Raw genomic sequence first — 22489 nt, forward strand, 5'->3', positions numbered from 1 at the left:
AAAATCCCCCCCCCCCCCCGCATTTGCGTAAAAAAGCGTAATCCCTTTAATCATAAGGGAATGTTGACAATTAGATTGATTCTCCTAGACTGACTTTCGCAATACAATGGGACTGTCAATAATTGTGTATGGCCGTTTGCCGTCCGGCGGCCGGAAACGTCAAAAGCGCGGGCGGCGTATTGCAAGCAGAGAGAATCAATGAACAAAATTTTCCGTGTCATTTACAGCCAGGCAACCCAATCTTGGGTGGCAGTATCTGAATTAACTAAGGCACACAAAAAACAAAGCTCATCAAGTGCCAAAAAAAGTGCGTCCGGCTCTTCAGCGAACCTTATTAAATCTTCGGCCATCGCCTTGTCGCTATTAAGCGGTAGTGCGGCTTATGCGGCTGAGACTGCTGCAAATGGGTTGATTCAGATTAATTCAACAAAAGGGACGACGGCTGCTGCAACAGGTAGCGACTCTATTGCTATTGGTAAAGATTCCAAGGCAAGTGGAAACGATGGAGCATTAGCAATAGGTAGAAACTCAACAGCCGATGGAAAGAACAGTAGTATAGCCTTAGGTAGCGACTCAAAAGCCAGTGGAGAAAGCAATATAGCATTAGGTTATCTAGCGAAAGCAGATAAAAATTTTGCTGTAGCTATCGGTAGGGGTGCTAGTGCTCAACAATATAATAATGCTGTAGCTATTGGTGCAAACTCACAAGCAAATGGTGCTACATCGTTGGCATTGGGAATGGAATCGAAAACTACAGGTCACGATAGTTATGCCATAGGCTACAGAAGTGAGACCATTGGAGACACGTCAATAGCGTTTGGTCGACAAAGTACAGCAAGAGGAAAGTATGATATTGTTATGGGTGCAGAAGCTGAAACTCGAGATCAAGATGACCGTAAAGGTTATAGTATTGCCATTGGTGCTGGTGCTATGTCGGGAACTAACAAACCTGGGAAAAATCTTAATGGTAATGATGCAGGCGGTGTAGCTATTGGTACTGGTGCTTATACTGGGGTAAATCGAACTAATATTTCTTTAAACTCTTCTGTTGCAGTAGGGGCCGGTGCTGGTGCCGGATACCGCAAGGTGGATACAGATGGATTACCGACGGACAATGCTACCGATGCGGATACTAATGTTAAAGTATTGGCGAAAGCCTTTGGTGGCACTACCAAAACACTAGATTATTTCAAAAATACAGGAACGGCCAATAAGGATGGTTTCTTCTCTTTCCAAAATGTAGATATTAATGAAGCCACAGCCTTAGGTCGTAATGCCCGTGCTATCGGGGATCAATCGGTAGCCATTGGCGCGCAATCCGTAGCAGGTCAGGGCTCTATCGTTATCGGTGGTAATGATATTCAAGCCTATGATGGAAAGAAATATTTTAAGGCCAAGAATCCTGATAGCGAAGATGCCAAAGGCGTGAATGATTTTGACGCTGAGACAACGCCTGGCACAGGAAAAAATGGTCAACCAATTAGGATAACAGACAAATATAAAGAATTAGTAGGCGTAAAATTAGATAACAGCTATCGTTCTAGCTATGGTCAAGATGGTTCGACCGTAATCGGTATGCAGGCTCACTCTACCACCCCGTTGGGCGTGGCGATTGGTACGAACTCAATCGTTAGAAAAGGTGCTTTTGGTGCCACAGCGATCGGTTCCGGAGCGTCCGTATTAGCGAATGCGGAGGCTGCGGTAGCCATCGGTATGGGTTCGGAAGCGCAAGGTAATTATGCGGTGGCTGCAGGTACGGCTGCTCGTGCCAAAGAATCAGCCGTAGCCGCAGGTTATCAGGCAAATGCTGATAAATCTGCTGTGGCTGTCGGCGATAGTTCTAAGGCGGCAACCTCTTCTGTTGCAGTCGGTCAAGGTGCAGTATCGGAACAAGTGTCCGACATTGCCATCGGTCAAGGGGCGGTTGCCTCTGGCAAACAAGGTGCGATTGCCATGGGTTTAGGTACCATTGCACAAGGGCACTCATCTATTATGATTGGCGGGTCGGATATTAGCACGGCTGCGGATCAAGTTGTAAGCTATAGCAGAGAAAAAATAACGAAGGATGGCACACCTGAACTATACGATGGCAAAATTACGGAAGTAATCAATGGTAAGACCGTTACTCGTACTGTCAAATTAGTGCAAACCGAAACGGTGGCGGGGGAAAAGCTTTCCGATGCGTACCGCGAAATCACTGGCTATCGCCTGAATACCGCCTCCTTAGATTACGGCAGCTCAGACAACAAAAATGGTCATGCCTCTATCTCGATGGGGATTCACTCTCTTTCTAAAGGAGCGATGGGCGTAGCGATTGGTACGGGTGCACGAGCAGATGCACTTGGTTCAATGGCATTGGGTACGGGTGCGCACGCCGGCATGCAAAATTCGGTGGCGATTGGTACGGGTGCCGTGGCTGATGAGGTGAGCAAAGGTACACGTCAAACAGATATTTCTTACGATGAAGATGGCAACGTGGTTGAAACCGGTTCAGCGAAGGCAAAATACACTTTCAGATGGGCGGGTGGTATTAACACGTCTGAAGGGGATGTGGTTTCCTTTGGTACACCGGGTGCGGAACGCCAGTTGAAAAATGTGGCGGCAGGTCGTGTGGCGGAAGATTCCACCGATGCGGTCAATGGTTCGCAGTTAAATGCGATCACCCGTTCACTTTCTCAAACCATTACTAACGGTTGGCAAGTGGGCGGCAATAATAAATTCCGCATGTCTAACATTGGTAGCAATGACCGTGTGAACTTCCTGGATGGCTTGGGCACAGCGGTTAATATTGCTGAAATTAATCAAGCAGAAGACATAGATGGCAATAAGCTGGTCAAAATTGGGAGTGATTTCTATAAAGCAAGCGATTTTACCACCGATGGTGAGTTGAAAGCTGGTGCACAAAAAGTGGCTGTTGCGGACATAAAAAAACAACCGGCAGGTGCCAATGTTACATTTGATGTAAAAGAAGTGAACAGCACCTTGTCGGTTAACTCTGCGGGTTTGAAAGTTACCACGGGGGAAGTGACGGCAAATCCTGATGGTACGATGAATACGCCAAACAACACCACCAAAGCAAACAATGCAACGGTTACAGCAGCGATGAATGCTGCTGAAACGGCATTGGTTGCCAGCCAAAAAGAATGGCGTGAGAAAAACGATGCGTATCAACAAACAGAATCAGCGTATTTGGCAGCGGATACTGCCTTAACCAAAGGAAAAGAGGCAGTTGAAGCAATACAAGCCGATATTGCAACAACACAGCAAGAGTTACAGGCAGCACAAAGCATATTAGCAACAGACCAAGCCGCACTTGCAAGAGCACAGGCTGATGTAGATAGCACCCCAACTGACACTAAAAAACAAAGTGTACTGAATAAAGCCAAAGAGAAGGTAGGGGACTCTCAGTTTGTTGTGGATCAACGCACGCAAAAATTGGCTCACCAACAGGCAACATTGACAGAGCGTCAAAACCGGGTGTCAGCGTTAGAACAAGAAAAAACTAAAGCTGAGACAGTACGTAATACGGCAAAAGATGCTTATGATGTGGCAAATAGCGATTTAAACAAGAAAAAAGAGGCCTTTGATACTGCGAAGGAAGCCTTCGTTGCCGCCGGAGCAAACCAAATTGCCACCGTACAAAACGTGGCGGATTCTATCAACGCAAGCGGTTGGACATTACAACAAGGTACAAGCGACAAAGATCTCGTTCAACCGGGTGATAAAGTCGCATTTGCGGATGGTAATGGTACGACTGTAACGGTGACAACGGATGCAGAGAAAAAACGTAGCGAAATCAAGTTTGATGTTGATAAAGCCGATTTGACGACAACTGCCGGTAAGGTGGTTGCACCGGATTTGAAAGCGCTGGACAAAGCGGTTAAAGATGCTCAAGCTGCTGTGAATAATGCAAAAGATGCAGATAATGCAGGCAGCACCGAGACGACGAAACAAAACTTGAAAGAGGCTGAAGCTAAGCTGGCGACTGCACAACAGGCATACAACAAGGAAAACAATAAGGTAGCAACCGCACAAAGCGTTGCTACAGCAATTAATGATGCCTATTGGATTGCAGCTGCTTCAGGCAATGGCAAAAATGGTACGGATGACAATGTGAAAGCCGGCACCAAAGTTACTTTTGATGCGGGCAAAAACATTGAAATCGACCACAGCACAGCGAATAAATTTACCTTTAAAACAGTAGATAATCCTGTGTTTACAACCGTTCAAATCGGTGGCAACAAAGGTCCGAAAATCACCAACGATGGTGATAATTTAAAAGTCACTGGAGCAGATGGCACAAGCCCAATTAAAATCACCAACGTAGCTAACGGTAGCGATGACAACGATGCTGTAAACGTTAGCCAATTAAAAGCAAGCGGTTGGAAAGTTGCAGGAAATAACAAAACTGAAGTTGACACCATCAATTCAAGCGAGCAAGTGAATTTCTTGGATGGTAGTGGCACAACGGTATCTGTGACTAAAGATACTGATGCAGCAGGCAAAGAAACTGGCAACGTAAACGTGAAATACGATGTGAACGTTGGCAATGGTTTACAGAAAGATACGGCAAATAATACTATTTCTGTAACACCAGCGGATAGCACAATTACCGTTGGTACAGAGGGCGTGAAAGTAAACACGGGTGATATTGCAACGGAATCAACGGGTAAGGCAACAACTGCACTAGATAAAGCGATTGCAGAGGCGACCAAGGAATTGGATGAAGCGACCAAGGCTGGGGATGCTACTGCACAGCAAGCGGCACAAACAAAACTTGATGCTGCAAATAAAGCAAAAGCTGATGCGGGCAAACAGATTGCGACGGTAGAAAATGTTACTGAAGCCATCAACAAGGCGGGTTGGAATGCCATTGCTGCTAAAACTGGAAATGGAGAGGTGTCAGGCGAAGCAGCGCAACTTGTGAAACCGGGCGAAACCGTTACATTTGAAGCAGATAAAAACATCAAGATTGCTCAAGATGGAAGTAAATTCACATTCTCGACAAAAGATAATGTTGAATTTAAATCCGTCAAAGTCGGCGAAGAAAAAGACGGCAAAAAACCAGTCAGCTTAACAACCGAAGCGGCAACATCCGCCGATAATAATCAGACAGGAAAAGCCCCGACGACCGCGTTGAATATCAGCAGCGGTACAGGCACAGATGCGAAACCGACGCAAATTACAGGAGTGGGTTCGGTGTTGAATACGACAACGGTTACAAGCGCGCCGGACGGCACCGCACCGACAACCCAACCAAAATTGGTTAATTTGGGTACGGCACATAATCAGACGGCATTGGCAGACAATGTTTTAAACTCTGCCGCCACTGTACGCGATTTGGCAAATATGGGCTGGAAAGTTTCGGCAGATAAAGTAACCGGCGCAGACGATAAGTCATACAGTGATGTGGTGAGAAATGCGGACGAAGTGAAATTCGTCGGCACAAACGCCGCCAAAGTATCGGGTAAAACCGTGAACGGCGTACGCACCATTACCGTTGATGTGGAAGTGCCTGATGTAAAAACAGCCAAGCTGGTTTCAAGTACCGACGGTTCTGTGATTGCGCCGTCAACTGATTCCAAACTTCAAGACGCATTAAAAACTGCAAAAGACGAGTTGGCCGCATTGCCTAAAGATGCGACAGATGAACAGAAGAAAGAGGCTGAGAAAAAAGTCAAAGATGCCGAAACGGCATTAAATAAGGCTTTGGATGACAAAGGTGTTGCTACAGCTAAAAACGTTGCGGATATGATCAACAATTCCGGCTTTACGCTGAAAACTTCCGCCGATGCCGATGGTAAGAAAGATGACAAATCGACAGGCAGCGAAGTCATCAAGTCGGGCAAAGCCGTTGAAATGGTCGCGGGTAAAAACTTAACCGTGAGACAAGAAGCGGACGGTAAAGTAATTTACAGCCTGAATCCTGAATTAATTAACCTGACCAGTGCAGAGTTTAAAGCCGACGGCAAACCGACGGTGAAAATCAGTTCAGACGGCATTACCATTACGCCCGCTGCGCCGACTACCGGCGGTGAGCAAAAACCGAATGTTAGTCTGACCGAAAACGGCTTAAACAACGGCGGCAATGCGATTACCAATGTAGCCGGCAACCTTGACGGCGCGAAAACCGGTACGACCGCGCCGACAACTTCAGCAATAAAACCGACCGCACTTACCGAAACCAATGCGGCAACCGTAGGCGACGTGTTGAACAGCGGCTGGAACATCCAAGAAAAAGGTACGGCAAAAGACTTTGTCAAAGCCTACGACACCGTAAACTTCGCACAAGGCGACGGCACGGACGTGTCTGTCAGCGTGTCTGACGACAAGCAGACCTCGACCGTGAAATACAGCGTCAAAGCTGCCGACAAATCTTTGGAAGTTGGCGCAAACGGCGTGAAGGTCAAGACTTCAGACGGCATCGAGACCACGACGGACGGCATTGCCGTGAAAGCCGCCGATAAAACGCTTACGGTCGGCAAAGACGGCGTAAAAGTCAATACAGGCGCGATTGCCGCAGCAAATGGCGGCAAGGTAACTGTTACCCCAAAAACCAAGGCAGACGGCACGACGGAAACACAGGCGGAGGCAGAAACCCGCGCGGCTTCCGAGATTGCCACAGTGAAAAACGTTGCGGATGCAATCAACAGCGCGGCGTGGATTGCCAAAGTGGAAAACACGGACGATAGTGTGGACACGCCGACCGAAAACGATAAAGGCACGGCAGTCAAGGCGGGCGACACGTTGAACCTGAAAGCGGGCAAAAACCTGCGTGTCAAACGCGACGGCGGCAACATTACCTTTGCCTTGGCGAAGGACATTACAGTTAAAACCGCCAATGTGGAAAACACGCTGAGCATCGGCAAAGATAGGGCGAAAGTCAATATCGCAAGCGGTGCAAACGGTCTGACCCTCGCCGGTACGGAAACCGCCGCCGATGGCTCGATAAACAACAAAGCACCGGTCTATCTGAACGGTATCAAGCCGACCCTGACCGACACCTTGGCGGGCAGCCCGACCACGAACATTACCGGCAACATTGATGCTGCCGCCTATCACCGCGCCGCCAGCGTTCAAGATGTGTTAAATGCCGGCTGGAACATCCGGGGCGCGAAACAGGCGGGCGGCAAGGTCGAAAACGTCGATTTCGTCCGCACCTACGACACCGTGGACTTCGTCAGCGGCAATGAGGCGACGACAGATGTTACCGTTTCCGCAGAAGACGGCGGCAAACGCGCAGTCGTTACCATTACCGCCAAAAACGAAGCCGGCAGCATTACGACGGCGGGCGGCAAGGTTGTCGTCGGCACAAACGGGCAGGCAGACACAGACTCTAAAGCAGGGGACAAAGTGGCAAAAACCGGCGATGTGGCAAACGCCATCAATCAGTCGGGATGGAAAACCAATGCGACCAAAATCGATGGCAAGGCGGCAACCGACGCAAACAAAACCCAATTGATCAACCCGGGCGATGCCGTCAATTACGAAAACGGCAACGGCACGGTTGCCAATGTGGAAGTTACGCAAGGTAAGGACGGCAATCCCGATACCGTCAGCGTGAAATACGATGTCAAAACCGACGACACGACCATCAAAGTGGGCGACGACGGCAAAGTTACAGCCGTAACGGGCGTAACGGAAGCACTGTCGGCGGATGCAGGCGACAAGAAAAAAGGGCAGCTTAAAGCCAAAGACGGCGACGGAGGCAAGCTCGCCACGGTGGAAAGCGTCGCCAATGCCGTCAACAGCGCGAAATGGTATGCGAAGGCGGACAACACAGATGAAGAGATTAAAGATAAGGATAAAACCAATGACACAACAGGTGAAGGCATTGCCGCAGGCGATGAAGTAACCTTCACGGCAGGCAAAAACCTGCGCGTCAAACGTGACGGTAAAAACTTCACGTTTGCCACCGTCGAAAAACCGGAATTTGAAGGCGTAACTCTGAAAAAAGGCGGCAACACCGTCAATATCGCGCCGACTGCAAACGGTTTGGACTTAAGCAAACAACCCGCTGCGGCAGGTGGTGCGGCTCAACCGGTGAGTATTACAGGCGTAACTAGCGGTTTAGCGACTTATCCTCAAGTTGGCAACAAAGATACGCCACAAACAGGCTTGGTTGATTTAAGCAAACCGGCTACAGGCACTCCGACAGTGGGCGACAATACCGCCGCCACTGTGGGCGACTTGCGCGGTATGGGCTGGGTGCTTTCTGCCGATAAGAAAACAGACAATCCCGCTGAGACTTACAACGCGCAGGTAAAAAATGCCGAAGAAGTGAAATTCGTGGGTGCATCGGGCGTTACCGTTTCCGGTAAAACGGATGGTAATGTCCGCACCATTACAGTGGGCGTGGATCACCAGCTTGCGACGAACAATTCGGTCAAACCGGTGGAATATACCAAGAAAGACGGAACAAAAGTCTATCCGAAAACCGTGACCAAAGATGACGGCACGACGGAAACCAAGTTTTATCCGAATGCCGACGGTACGGGAGGCGAAGTGCCGGCGGGCGACGTAATCGTTTCGGTCAACGGCGCGAAAGGCACGACATCTCCGACCACCTTGTCGAATGTCAAGTCAAACCTTCCTGAAACCCGCAACACGGCGGATGCCGCCGATCCGACCGGCAAACCGGCAAGCAAATCGCAATCCGCCCCGACAATCGGCACGGCGGACGGCAATGTGAATGCGAACAACGCCGCCACTGTGGGCGACATCTTAAACAGCGGCTGGAACTTGAAGGGCAACGGAAGCGCGGTTGATTTTGTCAGGGCGTATGACACCATAAACTTTGTAAACGGCAAAGGTACGACGGTCAGCATCGAAACCGACGGAGCGGAAAGCCGAGTGAAGGTGGATGTGGATACGGCGGATTTGACCGCGTCAAACGGCAAAATCAGTGCGCCCGATTTGAAAACATTGGAAGATGCTGTGAAGGCGGCGAAAGCCGATGCAGACGCGAATCCGGCGGATGATGTGAAAAAAACCGCATTGGCAAAGGCGGAAGCCGATTTGGTGAAAGAGCAAAATAAAGGTGTTACGGCGCAGAATGTGGCAAAAGCCATTAACGAGTCGGGCTTTACGCTGAAGACTTCCGCCACTGCCGCCGACGACAATCTGACTGCTGATAATACCCTGAAGAACAACGGGGAAGTCATCAATCCGGGTAAAACCGTTGAAATGGTTGCGGGTAAAAATCTGACCGTGAAACAGGATGCGGGCGGCAAAGTCACTTATGCGACCAAAGACGATGTTGAGTTTGCAACTGTGAAAATCGGTAAAGATGAAGACGGCAAAAAACCGGTCAGCCTGACGACGGAAAAAGCCGTAAACGCAAACAACAACGAAACAGGAAAAGAACCGGCAACGGCACTGAAAATCTCTTCAGACGGCAAACCGGCCCAACTTGTCGGCGTGGCATCGGTGTTGAATACAAGCGAAGTAAGTACCAAACCGAACGGCGATAAAAAGGCGGACGGTAAGCCGGCAGAGTCGAAAACGGAAAAACTGATCGATTTGGCAGGTACAGATACCGCACCAGTCAATAAAAATGCCGCCGCAACCGTAGGCGATTTGCAAAATATGGGCTGGGTGGTATCGACCCAAGACGGCAACGGCTACACCGATGTCGTGAAGAACGCCGACAAAGTGGACTTCAAAGGCAGCAACGGCATCGAGGTGCGCGGAAGCACCGCCGCCGACGGCACACGCGTGATTACCGTGTCTGCCAAAGAAGGCAAGGTTACCAACAAAGTCGAGATAACCAAAAACGACGGCTCGAAAGTCGATGCGGTCATCATCGACGGCAAATACTATGAGCGCGATGAAAACGGGAAACCGAAGACGAAGACGGAAATTCCCGCTGCGGATATTAAATCGGCAGACAATGGCGGCTCGGGCTTTGTAACCGGCAACACGGTCGCCAATGCAATCAACAAATCCGGCTGGAACGTCGGATTGGCAGAAAAAGCCAAAGCGGATGCGGCATTCGGCGACAGCAAATACGCGCTGGATGCGGGCAAGCTGGAAAAAGTGAACCCTGACGACAATGTACACTTTGCCAACGGCAACAATACCGTCGTTAAAGCGGCAACGGTTGAGGAAGTCGACAAAGACGGTAAGACCGTAACCAACACCTACATCAGAGTAGATGCCGAGTTGCCGATGAGCCAGATTTCCGCTGTCGATGAAAACGGCAATAAAGTGGTTAAAGATGCAGACGGCAACTGGTATCTCAGCAAAGCCGACGGTACTGCCGACAAGACCCAGCCTAAAGTCGATCCAGCGAAAGTCCGCCAGTCTGCCAGCATGGATCCTGAGAACAAGGGCGACCGTTATACGCCGCTTGCGAAACGTTCCGACGATGCCGCGCTGACTGCCGATCAGAAAGACGCATTGTCCAAGCAGCAGGACCAATATGCCAAAGATGCTGCCGACAAGATTGCCAAAGAGCTGAAAGGTCAGCCTCAAGCCGTTATCGAAGCTGCTCAAAAAGCCGCAGCAGAAGTTGCACGGGTTGAAGCGAAAGACAAATACCTGAAAGACAACGGTTTGGACAAAGGTATCGGCGGCACGGTCATTACCAATGTTGCCTGGGGTCAGAAACCGGACGATGCCGTCAACGTCGATCAGCTGCAAAACAGCGGTTGGAATTTGGATTCCAAAGTGGTTAAAGGTTCTTCGGGCAAAGTCATCAGCGGCAATGTTTCGCCGAGCAAGGTAAAGATGGATGAAACCGTCAACATTGATGCCGGCAACAACATCGAGATTACCCGCAACGGTAAAAATATCGGCATCGCCACTTCGATGACCCCGCAGTTTTCCAGCGTTTCGCTCGGTTCCGGTGCGGATGCGCCCACTTTGAGCGTGGATGGGGACGCATTGAATGTCGGCAGTAAGAAGGACAACAAACCCGTTCGCATTACCAATGTCGCCCCGGGCGTTAAAGAGGGGGATGTTACAAACGTTGCACAACTTAAAGGCGTGGCGCAAAACTTGAACAACCGCATCGACAATGTGGACGGCAACGCGCGCGCGGGTATCGCCCAAGCGATTGCAACCGCAGGTTTGGTTCAGGCGTATTTGCCCGGCAAGAGTATGATGGCGATCGGCGGCGGCACTTATCGCGGCGAAGCCGGTTACGCCATCGGCTACTCCAGTATTTCCGACGGCGGAAATTGGATTATCAAAGGCACGGCTTCCGGCAATTCGCGCGGCCATTTCGGTGCTTCCGCATCTGTCGGTTATCAGTGGTAAGGGCTTTTTCGCCTGTCTGCTGTTGGGGCAGGCGGAAGGTTTGAAGGGAAGGGCGGCGATTTGCCGCCCTTTTTATTTGGGTGTGCCGCATTTTCAACCTATGCCGTCTGAAAGGGTCTTCAGACGGCATTTCTTTAAAACGGCAGCTTAGAAGCGGTAGTTCAAACCGAAGACAAACTCTCTGCCGTGTTCGTAGAACGGTACGCGCCCGTCGCCGTCGGGGAAGCGTTGGCTGTGCGAACGGTATTTTTTGTTGCCGATGTTGTTGACGGCAAAGTTGACGTTCATATTGTCTTTGCCCAAAGGCTGCCAGTTGGCATAAATGTCGTGTACGCCGTAGCCGCTTTTAACGGATTTGACCGTCCATTTCTTATTAATATATTGTTTTCTATAATCTTTAAAAAGGATGCAATATGCTTTTGATAAGTTAAAGTCGGGAAGCTGTTTTCAAATTTTATAGTGGATTAACAAAAACCGGTACGGCATTGCCTCGCCTTAGCTCAAAGAGAACGATTCTCTAAGGTGCTGAAGCACCAAGTGAATCGGTTCCGTACTATTTGTACTGTCTGCGGCTTCGTCGCCTTGTCCTGATTTTTGTTAATCCGCTATATTGTGAGAAGCCGGATGACGGATGAGGGATAAAATAAATGCCGTCTGGATCTTCAGACGGCATCGGGAGATGATTTTCAGTTTCCGGCTTCCGGTTCGGTTACACCGGAAATTACAGAAGCGTCGGAGGGGTCGGATTCGGATTCTTCTTCGGCAACACGTTCCAGCGATACCAAGGTTTCGCCTTCGTCCAAGTTAATCAGTTTCACGCCTGCTGCGGCGCGGCCGGTTTCGCGGATTTGTCCGACTTTGGTGCGGATAAGCACGCCACCGCTGGTAATCAGCATCAGGTCATCAGTTTCGCCGACTAGGGTTGCGGCGACCAAATCGCCGTTTCGCTCGCCGGTGTTGATGGCAATATTGCCTTGCCCGCCTTTGTTTTTACGGCTGTAATCGGCAATCGGGGTACGTTTGCCGTAGCCGTTGGCGGTGGCGGTTAAAACTTGCAAACCGCTTTCTTCGGTTTCGGGGGCGAAGGTAATCAGGCTGACGATTTTGCCGTCGGCAGGCAGGCGCATACCGCGTAAGCCGCCGCTGCCGCGACCGGACGGACGCACACCGTGTTTGCCGCTTGGCAGGGTGTTTTCGTTGTCGGCGGTTTCGTCTTCGATGCCGTCTGAAATCTCGGTTTCGATGTCGGCATCTTCCGCTTCGTCGTTACCTGATTTTTCCCAGTATTCGTTGAAACGGATGGCCTTGCCCAAGTTGGAGAACAGCATGATGTCGTCTGAGCCGCCGGTTTGAGCGGCACCGACGAGGTAGTCGCCTTCTTTGAGCGCGATGGCTTTGATGCCTTGGGCGCGGACGTTTTTAAAGGCGGAAAGTTGGACTTTTTTCACCATGCCTTGTGCGGTGGCGAAGAAGACGTATTGGTCTTCGAGGAATTCGCGGACAGCGAGGATGGCACTGACTTTTTCACCTTCTTCCAACTGGATGACGTTGTTAATCGGACGGCCGCGGCTGTTTCGTCCGCCTTCGGGCAGCTTGTAAACCTTAATCCAGTGGCACTTGCCGAGGTTGGTAAAACACATCAGATAGTCGTGCGTGTTCGCGACGAACAGGGTTTCGATGAAGTCTTCGTCTTTGGTGGCGGCAGCCTGTTTGCCGCGTCCGCCGCGACGCTGCGCCTGATAGTCGGTGGTCGGCTGGGTTTTGATGTAGCCGCCGTGGGTTAGGGTAACGACCATTTCGCGTTGAGGAATCAGGTCTTCATCGGCAATGTCGCCGCCGAACGGGTTGATTTCGCTGCGGCGTTCGTCGCCGAAATTGGTTTTGGTTTCTTCCAATTCTTCGCGGATGATTTGGGTGATGCGTTCCGGTTTCGCCAAAATGTCCAAAAAGTCGATGATTTTTGCCATGATGTTTTTGTAATCGCCGACGATTTCTTCTTGGTCGAGGCCGGTCAGGTTGCGCAGGCTCATGCGCAGGATGGCGTCGGCTTGGATTTCGCTCAGATAATAGCCTTGTTCCTGCAAGCCGAGGTTGGCGGGCAAACCTTCGGGGCGCGCCATGCGCAGGTCGAGGTCGGTACGGCTCAGCATGTCTTCCACCAAGCCGCTGCGCCATGCGCGGGACAGCAGTTTTTCTTTGGCCTCGGGCGCGTCGGCGGATTCTTTGATGAGGCGAATCATCTCGTCGATATTGGACAGGGCGACGGCTTTACCTTCGGCGATATGCCCTTCATGACGCGCTTTTTTCAGGCGGAACAGGGTGCGGCGGGTAACGACTTCGCGACGGTGGCGCAGGAATTCCGCCAGAATCTGTTTCAGGTTCAACAGGCGCGGCTGACCGTCAACCAAGGCAACCATATTGATGCCGAAGCTGTCTTGAAGCTGGGTGAGTTTGTAGAGTTGGTTTAAAACGACTTCGGCGTTTTCGTTGCGTTTCAATTCGATAACGACGCGCATGCCGGATTTGTCGGATTCGTCGCGCAGGTCGGATACGCCTTCCAATGTTTTTTCGCGCACCAGTTCGCCGATTTTTTCCACCAGCTTGGCTTTGTTCACCTGATACGGGATTTCGTCGATGACGATGGCTTCGCGTTCGCCGTTTTTGCCTATCGGTTCGATATGGGTTTTACCGCGCATGACGACGCGGCCGCGGCCGGTTTTATAGCCTTCGCGCACGCCGCTCAAGCCGTAGATGGTTGCGCCGGTCGGGAAATCGGGGGCTTGCAGGATGTTGATCAATTCGTCGATTTCGGTTTCGGGTTCGTCCAAAAGGCGCAGACAGGCGTTGATGGTGTCGGTGAGGTTGTGAGGCGGGATGTTGGTCGCCATGCCGACGGCGATACCGGACGAGCCGTTGACCAACAGCGCGGGGAAGCGGGTCGGCAACACCAGCGGTTCATGTTCGCTGCCGTCGTAGTTCGGGCCGAAATTGACGGTTTCTTCTTCGATGTCCGCCAGCATTTCGTGGGCGATTTTCGCCATGCGGATTTCGGTATAACGCATCGCCGCGGCGCCGTCGCCGTCAACCGAACCGAAGTTGCCCTGACCGTCGATCAGTACATAACGCATCGAAAAATCCTGCGCCATGCGTACGATGGTGTCGTAAACTGCGGAATCGCCGTGGGGGTGGTATTTACCGATGACGTCGCCGACGATGCGCGCCGATTTTTTGTAGGCGGCATTCCAGTTGTTTTTCAGCTCGTGCATGGCGTACAGCACGCGGCGGTGTACGGGTTTGAGACCGTCGCGCACGTCCGGCAATGCGCGCCCGACAATGACGCTCATGGCGTAGTCGAGATAGCTTTTTCGCATCTCGTCTTCAAGGCTGACGGGCAGGGTTTCGAGGGCGAATTTGTGGTCGTTGCGGATGGTTGCGTCGGTCATGGTTTCAATGTTTCGTATGGCAAAAAATTGTTGCTTATTTTAGCATATTTCAACATGAAACGGTGCGGCGGCCGGATATGCCGTCTGAAAGGCGCGGGCAAAATGCGGCGGGAAGCGTCCGGCTTCCACAAATTTGTACAGGCGGCATTTCAGACGGCATCGGGGCATAATCCTTTCCATAGGAAAACGGGACGGAGGGGAAGATGTGGCAGCCGCCTTCGCCTTGCTTCTTTTTGTCTCTTACGCATATTGCTCCATTAATGCCACGATAGGCATTAGCTCCGGTTCTGAATCTGAGCGATAGCTGTCTATAACTGTTTCGTTTCCATTAAAAAAATGAACATTAGCACCACTATCAAGCATAGCTTTCAAAACATCTAATCGTTCGGGCATATAGCCTATCATTGCTAGAGGAATCATATTGTCTTCATCGGCTATATTCGGATTTGCTCCTGCCTCCAGCAACGCTAATGCTGCATCGCCGTTTCTGGCACGCATGGCGTAATGTAGTGGAGTCATGCCGTATATATCTTGGGCATTGACTGCTACGCCTTTGTCCAGATAGAACCGGACGGTTTCGAGCGGTGAAGGACTGTGAGGATTCATATTAATGCGGTGCAGATAGCTCCATTTTTCAGACGGCGTGATTTTCAAAGGATCAAACTGGCCGCTGTCTGCCGTTTTTTGCAGAAATTTGATATCGCCTAGTCTGTTCGCTCGAACAACCTGCATGCCAATATCATTTTTATAAGGATCTAGTCTCATTTTATTTTCCTGTCGTTAAAAATTTTTCCATATCATCTCTAATATCTTCTAAGTCATCAATACCTGGTTTCTCATGGCGATGACTCAAATTATCCTTAGCATTTTCCAGCTTAAAGATACTCGGCCGCGCATTAACATAATCGTTCAATTGTTGTGATGGCGTATCGTGCCGATGACGGTGATTGGTGGGACGTATTGGCGTTTTTCGATTTGGAGGAATAGGTGGGTGAAGACGGTATATTTTCGGATGGGAATGCGAGGAGGAAAAACGGGCGGATTGAAAAAGTTTGATGTGCAGGTATGTGTGCTTTCGGGACGGTCTTTGCCGAAGCTGATGCCGATTTTGGTATGCCGTCCGAAGAAGGCTTTTCTGCCGGTAAAGGATAGAATGGGGGCAATGCCGAAACGCTGGCGCACGTCATTAAAAAACGGATGCAGGCGGAGGTTCGGCATTGCCTCCCACAAAAATGTTATTTTTTTTGATGTTCCTCCACGGCTTTTGTCTGTTGTGGGCGGGTAGCCCTATGTTCGGACGGCATGGCGTATGAAGCGGGTATGCCGTCTGAAACGCGGTGCGGATTATAATGCGGAGGAGATTTCGTTGCGGAGTTTGTCGAGAAACCTGCCTTGGCGGACTTGTTGTGCGGCGGTGTCGCAGTCTTGGCGCGCGAATGACTGTTTCAGACCGCAGAACAGTTTTTCTTGTTCGGCGCGGATTTCGTTATCGAGATTTTTCAAGGAGTCAAGGTCGTTGCCTGCCTGTGCCTCCATCAGCGTTTCGCGCCATTCCATTTGCTGCATGAGGAATTCGGGGGCGAAAGAGGTGTGTTCCGGCGCATCGGCATCTATACCCAATGTTTTCAACAGGTACGCGGCGCGGTCGATGGGGTTTTTCAAGGTACGGTAGGCATCGTTGATGGTGGAAGACATCATCACTGCCTGCTTTTGTTCGAAAGCGGAAGCTGAAGCGAATTTATCGGGATGGAAACGGGCAGCCAAGGCGCGGTAGGTTTGCTCCAAGCTTTCGGTGTCGATATCGAAAGCGGGTTCAATCCGGAAGAGGGTAAAATATTGGGACATAGTAGAATGATAAATGTAAGATTTTGGCAGAAAACTGTTTTTGCCTTATAATCTGCTGCTTCTTAAACGAAAGGACTGAATATGGGCGGCAAAGTGCAGCACAATAAAGGCAAAATACGCGACAATGCTTTAAAAGCCTTAGTGAAATCCGATTTGTTCCGACACAAGGTGGAACGGAAAAGGAAAGGCAAAGGCAGCTACAACAGGCAGGAAGCGAAAAAATGGCGGGACGGTTTTGATACTGTCCCGCCATTTTTATGCCTTAAACGTGGAAGCTCTCGCCGCAGCCGCAGGAGTCTTTGACATTCGGGTTTTCAAATTTGAAACCTTCCTGCAAACCTTCTTTGGTGTAATCGACTTGCGTACCGTCGAGATAAACCAAGCTTTTCGGATCGATATAAATGCGTGCGCCGTGTCCTTCGAAAATCAGGTCGTCCTCGTTCGCTTCATCGACAAATTCGAGGTTATAGGCCATGCCCGAGCAGCCGCTGGTTTTCACGCCCAAGCGCACACCCAAGCCTTTGCCGCGTTTTGTCAGGTAATTGTTGATGTATTTGGCTGCATTTTCTGTGATGGTAATCATGCTTCTTTCCTCATTTCGCAATTATTTTCTGTTTTGCCTATGTTATCGCGGCAGAAACGGCGGCTTTTGCCTGCGGACTGTTTTTCTAACAGGTTGAGCCGGTTAATTGTGCACCCTGTTCCAAAACATCGTCCAAATCCGCTGCCGCCAGTGTGGCAACATCATCCAAGCCCATTTGCTGCAAACGCTGCAATATGGTTTTACCTATGCCTTCGACAGCAAGTAGGGATTGGACTTCTTCATCAGTAAAAGGCATATAGTCTTCTTTGATTTTGCAGGTGCTGGCGCACTTATATGGCAGTTGGTGCCTATCAAGCCGATTTAGACATTAATGTCTGCAAACTAAGTATCTGGCAAACAAGGTTATTTATTTTCCTGACGTTTGCGATAGTCGGCAACGGCTGCTTTTACTGCATCTTCAGCCAAGATGGAGCAGTGGATTTTAACTGGAGGCAATTCCAACTCTTCGGCAATTTCGCTGTTTTTGATTGCCAGCGCGTCATCCAAGCTTTTGCCTTTGACCCACTCGGTAATCAGGCTGGACGAAGCGATGGCGGAGCCGCAGCCGTAAGTTTTGAATTTTGCATCTTCGATGATGCCCTCGTCGTTGACTTTGATTTGCAGGCGCATCACGTCGCCGCAGGCGGGCGCGCCGACCATACCGGTGCCGACGGACTCGTCGTCTTTGTCGAAAGTGCCGACGTTGCGGGGATTTTCGTAGTGGTCGATAACTTTATCGCTGTATGCCATGATGTGGTTTCCTTAATGTTTTTTGATGGTTTCAGTGGTTTGTTTGCCGGTTTTCAGACGGCATGAGTCAGATTTTGCACGCGCCGCCTTCGCAGCCTTCGTCGTTTTCCGAATCGACGCCGCCTTCGACGGTAACGCCGTCAAAATCGTCAAGCAGGTTGTCGAGATTGTCGAGGTCGAGTTCTTGTTCGTCCATGGTTTTGTATCCTTGATTTTAATGTGGTGGCTTTTAGGTCGTCTGAAAAGGTCTTTTTGAGGTTTCAGACGGCCTTTTTTTGTTTTTGTACGGGTTGGGTTGTCAAAACTAACATTTCGGGCGGTTTAACAGATTTATTGTTTTTTAACCTAATCTACCTACGTTTGCTAGCTTTATCATTACATGCTCAAGGAGAGAGAGGAGGTGGAAGAAGGTGTATCAGTTGGAAATTTTAATTCTAGTTTTTGCAAAACTTCTCTATCAGATAAAGCACAAGCGTTACCGTCCTTATCTACAATTAAAATATTCCCATAATCAACGCTGGAACTATCTTTTGATGAACTTTTCTTTTCATTAATCAATACTTGTAAATACTCTTTTAGTTGCATTAAATTATTCAATGGTTGGAAATATCGACACAACGAATTTGATTCACATGGATAACAATTTAACTCACATGGTTCACCATAAGGTTCGAAACCAAGCCCTTCGCCTATAAAATCAATATATGTTTGCGCCCTCAACTCAAGCTTTAGTTTTTTATCTAAATACCCCCAAATAACGAAATGTGATTCACACGCAGGATATTTTTCCTGTATGTTCTCGATTGCTTCCTCAAGATTAGAATATTTATTTCTCTCGCTCTCTCTTTCTTGCTCTAAATTCAAGCCACGCTTGAATTCAATAATAAAAAATGAATTTCCTTCATAAAATATCGCATCACCAACCTTTTCTGCAGTGCCTGATAGTGGCATTGCTGCGGCTTCTAAAAATTTTCGTGCAAACGCATATTCAACGGTTTTCTCATACCATGTTACTTTTATAGTATTAGTATTATTCATCTTTACTCCTTGTTTATCTACAGATATTACCATTTGTTACCGTAATACTTACCTTTTGGAATTGTTCTAACTATGTAGCTACATTAAAAGCCCGTTGACTTAACTATAATCCAATTATTAAACGAAGCATGTGTGTATAGTCATTCAGATGCTTTTCCAGCAACTTAAAACGCGAATATGGACATCCGCGTTCCATTTTGCCGAGTGCAGGCTGCTTTTAATGCGCTGCCCATTCAATCGAGTTCAAATCAATTCCGTCTTTGAACATTTCCCACAGCGGCGACAGTTCGCGCAGTTTGCCGATTTTGGATTTAATCAGTTCTGCGGCAAATTGCACTTCTTCTTCGGTGGTCATACGGCCGAAGGTGATGCGCAGTGATGAATGTGCCAGTTCGTCGTTGCGGCCGAGCGCGCGCAGGACGTAGCTGGGTTCGAGCGAGGCGGAGGTACAGGCGGAGCCGCTGGATACGGCGAGTTCTTTCACTGCCATAATCAGGCTTTCGCCTTCGACGAAGTTGAAGCTGACGTTCAGGTTGTTCGGGGCGCGGTGTTCGAGGTCGCCGTTGATATAGACTTCTTCGATGCCTTCGATGCCTTTGAGGAAGATGTCGCGCAGTTTGCGGTAGTGCGCCATATCTTGTTCGAGTTCTTCTTTGGCGATGCGGAAGGCTTCGCCCATGCCGACGATTTGGTGGGTCGGCAGGGTGCCGCTGCGGAAGCCGCGTTCGTGGCCGCCGCCGTGCATTTGGGCTTCGAGGCGGACGCGGGGTTTGCGGCGGACGTACAGTGCGCCGATGCCTTTGGGGCCGTACACTTTGTGCGCGGACATCGAGAGCAGGTCGATTTTGGCGGCTTCTACGTCCACAGGCACTTTGCCGCAGGCTTGGGCGGCATCGACGTGGAAAATGATTTTGCGTTCGCGGCAGATTTCTCCGATGGCGGGAATGTCTTGCACTACGCCGATTTCGTTGTTCACCCACATCACGGAAATCAGGATGGTGTCGTCGCGGATGGCGGCTTTGAGTTCTTCCAAATCAATCAAACCGTTTTCCTGCACGCCAAGGTAGGTTACTTCGAAACCTTGGCGTTCGAGTTCGCGCATTGTATCTAAAACGGCTTTGTGTTCGGTTTTGACGGTGATGAGGTGTTTGCCTTTGGTTTTGTAGAAGTTTGCCGCACCTTTGATGGCGAGGTTGTCGGACTCGGTCGCGCCGCTGGTGAAGACGATTTCTTTGGGGGCGGCATTAATCAGGGCGGCGATGTCGGCGCGGGCTTTTTCGACGGCCTCTTCTGCTTCCCAGCCGAATGCGTGGCTGTTGGAGGCGGGGTTGCCGAAGGTTTCGGTCAGATAGGGAATCATTTTTTCGGCAACGCGTTTGTCAACGGGGGTAGTGGCGGCGTAGTCGAGGTAAACGGGGGTTTTGACGGTCATGGTTTGCTCTTTCTTTTTCGGGTGTTATTTAATGGATGTGTGTAAATTGGACGACGCGGCTGCCGTCGCTGCTGTTTTTCTGTTCGATGATGCTTTGCAGGGTAACGCTGCCGAGGTAGTCGTTGATGGTTTTGTTTAAATTCTCCCAAAGGTCGTGCGTCAGGCAGGGCGCGCCGTGGTGGCAGTTGGCTTTGCTGCCGCATTGGGTCGCGTCCAGCCGGTCTTCGGCGGCGGAAATGATTTGGGCGATGTTGATGCGTGCCGCCGGTGCGGCGAGGATGTAGCCGCCGCCGGGCCCGCGCAGGCTTTCAACCAGTCCGGCGCGGCGAAGTTTGCCGAACAATTGCTCGAGATAGGAGAGGGATATGTTTTGGCGTTCGCTGATGGCACTGAGTTTGACAGCGCCGGTTTGCGCGTTCATCGCCAAATCCAGCATAGCGGTAACGGCGAAACGCCCTTTGGTGGTCAGTCTCATGGTGGTGGTTGCCCGTGTCGGCTTTTTTATAGTGGGCGGAATTGTCCAATATCTGAGTGTTTCAGTCAAGTATGGGGGAGCTGTTGCCGATTGTTTGTTTAAATGGCGGTATAGTCTGATTTTGCTTTATTTGTTTGGTTTTTTGAATCAGCCGGTTATGTTTTTTGAGGAGCGGCGGTCGGGGTGTTTTGCCGGCAAGCGGCTTTAAAACGATTTGATTTATTTTTGATATTGATATAGATTATCTAAATCTTAGTGGTTTATTTGGGTATTGCCTGAAATGCCGTTTGAAGGCTCAAGCGGTTTCAGACGGCATATTCCATCAGGCTGTCAAACAGGGAAAAACAAGATGAAACGTGATTTGAGCAAAATGACCTGCATCGAAGACTTGCGCCGCGTTGCCAAGCGCAAAATGCCGCGTATGTTTTACGATTACATCGATTCGGGTTCGTGGACGGAAACGACTTATCGGGAAAATACTTCGGATTTCAAAGATATCCGCTTCCGACAAAAGGTATTGGTTGATATGGAAGGCCGTAGTTTAGAGACCAAAATGATCGGGCAGGATGTGAAAATGCCGGTGGCGATTGCGCCGACGGGCTTTACCGGTATGGCGCACGCCGACGGTGAAATCTTGGCGGCGCGGGCGGCGGAGAAGTTCGGTATTCCGTTTACGCTGTCCACGATGTCTATCTGCTCGATTGAAGACGTTGCCGAGAACACTAGCGCGCCGTTTTGGTTTCAGCTTTATGTGATGCGCGACCGCGAGTTTATGGAAAACCTGATTAAGCGTGCGAAAGATGCCAAATGTTCGGCCTTGGTTTTGACTGCCGACTTGCAGGTTTTGGGCCAACGCCACAAAGACATTAAAAACGGCCTGTCCGCGCCGCCGAAACCGACCATCGCCAATTTAATCAATTTGGCGACTAAGCCGGAATGGTGCATGAAAATGCTGAACACGGAACGCCGCACGTTCCGCAATATCGTCGGACACGCCAAAAACGTCGGCAATTTGTCTTCGCTGTCTTCTTGGACATCCGAACAATTCGACCCGCGCCTGAGCTGGGACGATGTCGCCCGCATTAAAGATTTGTGGGGCGGCAAGCTGATTATCAAAGGCATTATGGAACCAGAAGACGCGGAAAGGGCGGCGAAAAGCGGCGCGGACGCATTGGTCGTTTCCAACCACGGCGGCCGCCAGCTCGACGATACCGTGTCCGCCATCAAGGCATTGCCCGACATCGTCAGCGCAGTCGGCAGCGACATCGAAGTTTGGATGGACAGCGGCATCCGCAGCGGTCAGGATATTTTGAAGGCGTGGGCTTTGGGTGCGAAAGGTACGATGATAGGCAGGGCGTTTCTGTATGGTTTGGGTGCGTATGGTGAAGAAGGCGTAACCCGTGCGCTGGAAATCCTGTATAAAGAAATGGATATATCTATGGCGTTTACGGGACACCGTGATATTCAAGATGTCGATGCCTCGATTTTAAGGGGTAAAGATTGGGGTAGGGAAACGGTTTAAATACTGAAAAATACGATGCCGTCTGAACACATGGTTCGGACGGCATTAAAATTTGGCTGTATTTTAATAATGTGTTGATTAACTATCTGACAAAACGCCCTTTTGTAAAGGAAGTTTTGTCAAACGGGGCTGCCTGCAA

At 50.0% G+C, this 22489-nt stretch carries 13 protein-coding genes and 3 pseudogenes; 4 read left to right on the forward strand and 12 right to left on the reverse strand.

The features are described from left to right. Positions 1 to 198: 198 nt before the first annotated feature. Together Q3O06_RS03285 and Q3O06_RS03290 are read left to right on the forward strand one after the other, a co-directional pair. A pseudogene (locus Q3O06_RS03285) lies at positions 199 to 9927 on the forward strand (ESPR-type extended signal peptide-containing protein); the annotation flags it as partial. Between the two features lie 387 nt (positions 9928 to 10314). Next, complete coding sequence (locus Q3O06_RS03290) at positions 10315 to 11262, forward strand: YadA family autotransporter adhesin (RefSeq protein ID WP_301817782.1); 948 nt, start codon at positions 10315 to 10317, stop codon at positions 11260 to 11262. Between the two features lie 147 nt (positions 11263 to 11409). On the opposite strand, the pseudogene Q3O06_RS03295 reads toward Q3O06_RS03290, so the two are convergent. The 5 genes and pseudogenes from Q3O06_RS03295 to hscB form a co-directional block, all read right to left on the reverse strand. Beyond that, positions 11410 to 11625 (reverse strand): annotated as a pseudogene (locus Q3O06_RS03295) (TonB-dependent receptor); the annotation flags it as partial. Positions 11626 to 11948: 323 nt separating this feature from the next. Next, positions 11949 to 14705: a DNA gyrase subunit A gene (gyrA, locus tag Q3O06_RS03300; protein ID WP_301817695.1), complete on the reverse strand. Its 2757-nt coding sequence runs from the start codon at positions 14703 to 14705 to the stop codon at positions 11949 to 11951. A 240-nt stretch (positions 14706 to 14945) separates the two neighbouring features. Continuing rightward, the gene (locus Q3O06_RS03305; protein WP_070814418.1) at positions 14946 to 15470 is read right to left on the reverse strand and encodes an ankyrin repeat domain-containing protein; all 525 of its coding nucleotides are present in this window, start codon (positions 15468 to 15470) and stop codon (positions 14946 to 14948) included. A 144-nt stretch (positions 15471 to 15614) separates the two neighbouring features. Next, entirely contained in the window at positions 15615 to 15923 is a 309-nt protein-coding gene (locus Q3O06_RS03310; protein ID WP_301817704.1) for a hypothetical protein, read from the reverse strand. Between the two features lie 126 nt (positions 15924 to 16049). Next, a complete protein-coding gene (gene hscB / locus Q3O06_RS03315; protein WP_301817706.1) occupies positions 16050 to 16550 on the reverse strand; it encodes a Fe-S protein assembly co-chaperone HscB in 501 nt (166 codons plus the stop codon). Between the two features lie 81 nt (positions 16551 to 16631). Between hscB and Q3O06_RS03320 the strand changes: the two genes are divergently transcribed. Beyond that, on the forward strand, positions 16632 to 16853 hold the full coding sequence (locus Q3O06_RS03320) for an alternative ribosome-rescue factor A (protein WP_003751095.1): 222 nt from the start codon (positions 16632 to 16634) through the stop codon (positions 16851 to 16853). Here Q3O06_RS03320 and iscA read toward each other — a convergent pair. From iscA to iscR, 7 genes and pseudogenes are all read right to left on the reverse strand, one after another. Next, positions 16813 to 17133, reverse strand: coding sequence for an iron-sulfur cluster assembly protein IscA (gene iscA, locus Q3O06_RS03325; RefSeq protein ID WP_301817708.1), 321 nt, complete (start codon positions 17131 to 17133; stop codon positions 16813 to 16815). The two genes, Q3O06_RS03320 and iscA, sit on opposite strands and share 41 nt — an antisense overlap. Positions 17134 to 17221: 88 nt before the next feature. Then, a pseudogene (locus tag Q3O06_RS03330) lies at positions 17222 to 17389 on the reverse strand (recombinase RecA); the annotation flags it as partial. Positions 17390 to 17496: 107 nt separating this feature from the next. Then, on the reverse strand, positions 17497 to 17883 hold the full coding sequence (gene iscU, locus Q3O06_RS03335; RefSeq protein ID WP_003746470.1) for a Fe-S cluster assembly scaffold IscU: 387 nt from the start codon (positions 17881 to 17883) through the stop codon (positions 17497 to 17499). Positions 17884 to 17950: 67 nt separating this feature from the next. Next, the gene (locus Q3O06_RS03340; RefSeq protein WP_301817714.1) at positions 17951 to 18079 is read right to left on the reverse strand and encodes a hypothetical protein; all 129 of its coding nucleotides are present in this window, start codon (positions 18077 to 18079) and stop codon (positions 17951 to 17953) included. Between the two features lie 179 nt (positions 18080 to 18258). After that, complete coding sequence (locus tag Q3O06_RS03345) at positions 18259 to 18921, reverse strand: hypothetical protein (protein WP_301817715.1); 663 nt, start codon at positions 18919 to 18921, stop codon at positions 18259 to 18261. A gap of 217 nt (positions 18922 to 19138) precedes the next feature. Further along, positions 19139 to 20353: an IscS subfamily cysteine desulfurase gene (locus Q3O06_RS03350; protein WP_301817717.1), complete on the reverse strand. Its 1215-nt coding sequence runs from the start codon at positions 20351 to 20353 to the stop codon at positions 19139 to 19141. A gap of 28 nt (positions 20354 to 20381) precedes the next feature. Continuing rightward, positions 20382 to 20828, reverse strand: coding sequence for a Fe-S cluster assembly transcriptional regulator IscR (gene iscR / locus Q3O06_RS03355; protein ID WP_301817718.1), 447 nt, complete (start codon positions 20826 to 20828; stop codon positions 20382 to 20384). Positions 20829 to 21177: 349 nt separating this feature from the next. Here iscR and Q3O06_RS03360 point away from each other — a divergent pair, with 349 nt between their 5' ends. Continuing rightward, positions 21178 to 22350: an alpha-hydroxy acid oxidase gene (locus tag Q3O06_RS03360; protein WP_301817719.1), complete on the forward strand. Its 1173-nt coding sequence runs from the start codon at positions 21178 to 21180 to the stop codon at positions 22348 to 22350. Positions 22351 to 22489: the final 139 nt, after the last annotated feature.

It is taken from the genome of Neisseria maigaei (assembly GCF_958267405.1).
GTDB classification, from domain to species: domain Bacteria; phylum Pseudomonadota; class Gammaproteobacteria; order Burkholderiales; family Neisseriaceae; genus Neisseria; species Neisseria bergeri.

What these genes read in the sequence shown, in the direction of transcription:
- gyrA (WP_301817695.1), bottom strand. Translation starts at nt 14,705, where the DNA reads ATGACCGACGCAACCATCCGCAACGACCACAAATTCGCCCTCGAAACC.
- Q3O06_RS03340 (WP_301817714.1), bottom strand. Translation starts at nt 18,079, where the DNA reads ATGGACGAACAAGAACTCGACCTCGACAATCTCGACAACCTGCTTGAC.
- iscR (WP_301817718.1), bottom strand. Translation starts at nt 20,828, where the DNA reads ATGAGACTGACCACCAAAGGGCGTTTCGCCGTTACCGCTATGCTGGAT.
- iscA (WP_301817708.1), bottom strand. Translation starts at nt 17,133, where the DNA reads ATGATTACCATCACAGAAAATGCAGCCAAATACATCAACAATTACCTG.
- Q3O06_RS03305 (WP_070814418.1), bottom strand. Translation starts at nt 15,470, where the DNA reads ATGAGACTAGATCCTTATAAAAATGATATTGGCATGCAGGTTGTTCGA.
- Q3O06_RS03345 (WP_301817715.1), bottom strand. Translation starts at nt 18,921, where the DNA reads ATGAATAATACTAATACTATAAAAGTAACATGGTATGAGAAAACCGTT.
- Q3O06_RS03290 (WP_301817782.1), top strand. Translation starts at nt 10,315, where the DNA reads ATGGATCCTGAGAACAAGGGCGACCGTTATACGCCGCTTGCGAAACGT.
- Q3O06_RS03310 (WP_301817704.1), bottom strand. Translation starts at nt 15,923, where the DNA reads ATGCCGAACCTCCGCCTGCATCCGTTTTTTAATGACGTGCGCCAGCGT.
- hscB (WP_301817706.1), bottom strand. Translation starts at nt 16,550, where the DNA reads ATGTCCCAATATTTTACCCTCTTCCGGATTGAACCCGCTTTCGATATC.
- Q3O06_RS03320 (WP_003751095.1), top strand. Translation starts at nt 16,632, where the DNA reads ATGGGCGGCAAAGTGCAGCACAATAAAGGCAAAATACGCGACAATGCT.
- iscU (WP_003746470.1), bottom strand. Translation starts at nt 17,883, where the DNA reads ATGGCATACAGCGATAAAGTTATCGACCACTACGAAAATCCCCGCAAC.
- Q3O06_RS03350 (WP_301817717.1), bottom strand. Translation starts at nt 20,353, where the DNA reads ATGACCGTCAAAACCCCCGTTTACCTCGACTACGCCGCCACTACCCCC.
- Q3O06_RS03360 (WP_301817719.1), top strand. Translation starts at nt 21,178, where the DNA reads ATGAAACGTGATTTGAGCAAAATGACCTGCATCGAAGACTTGCGCCGC.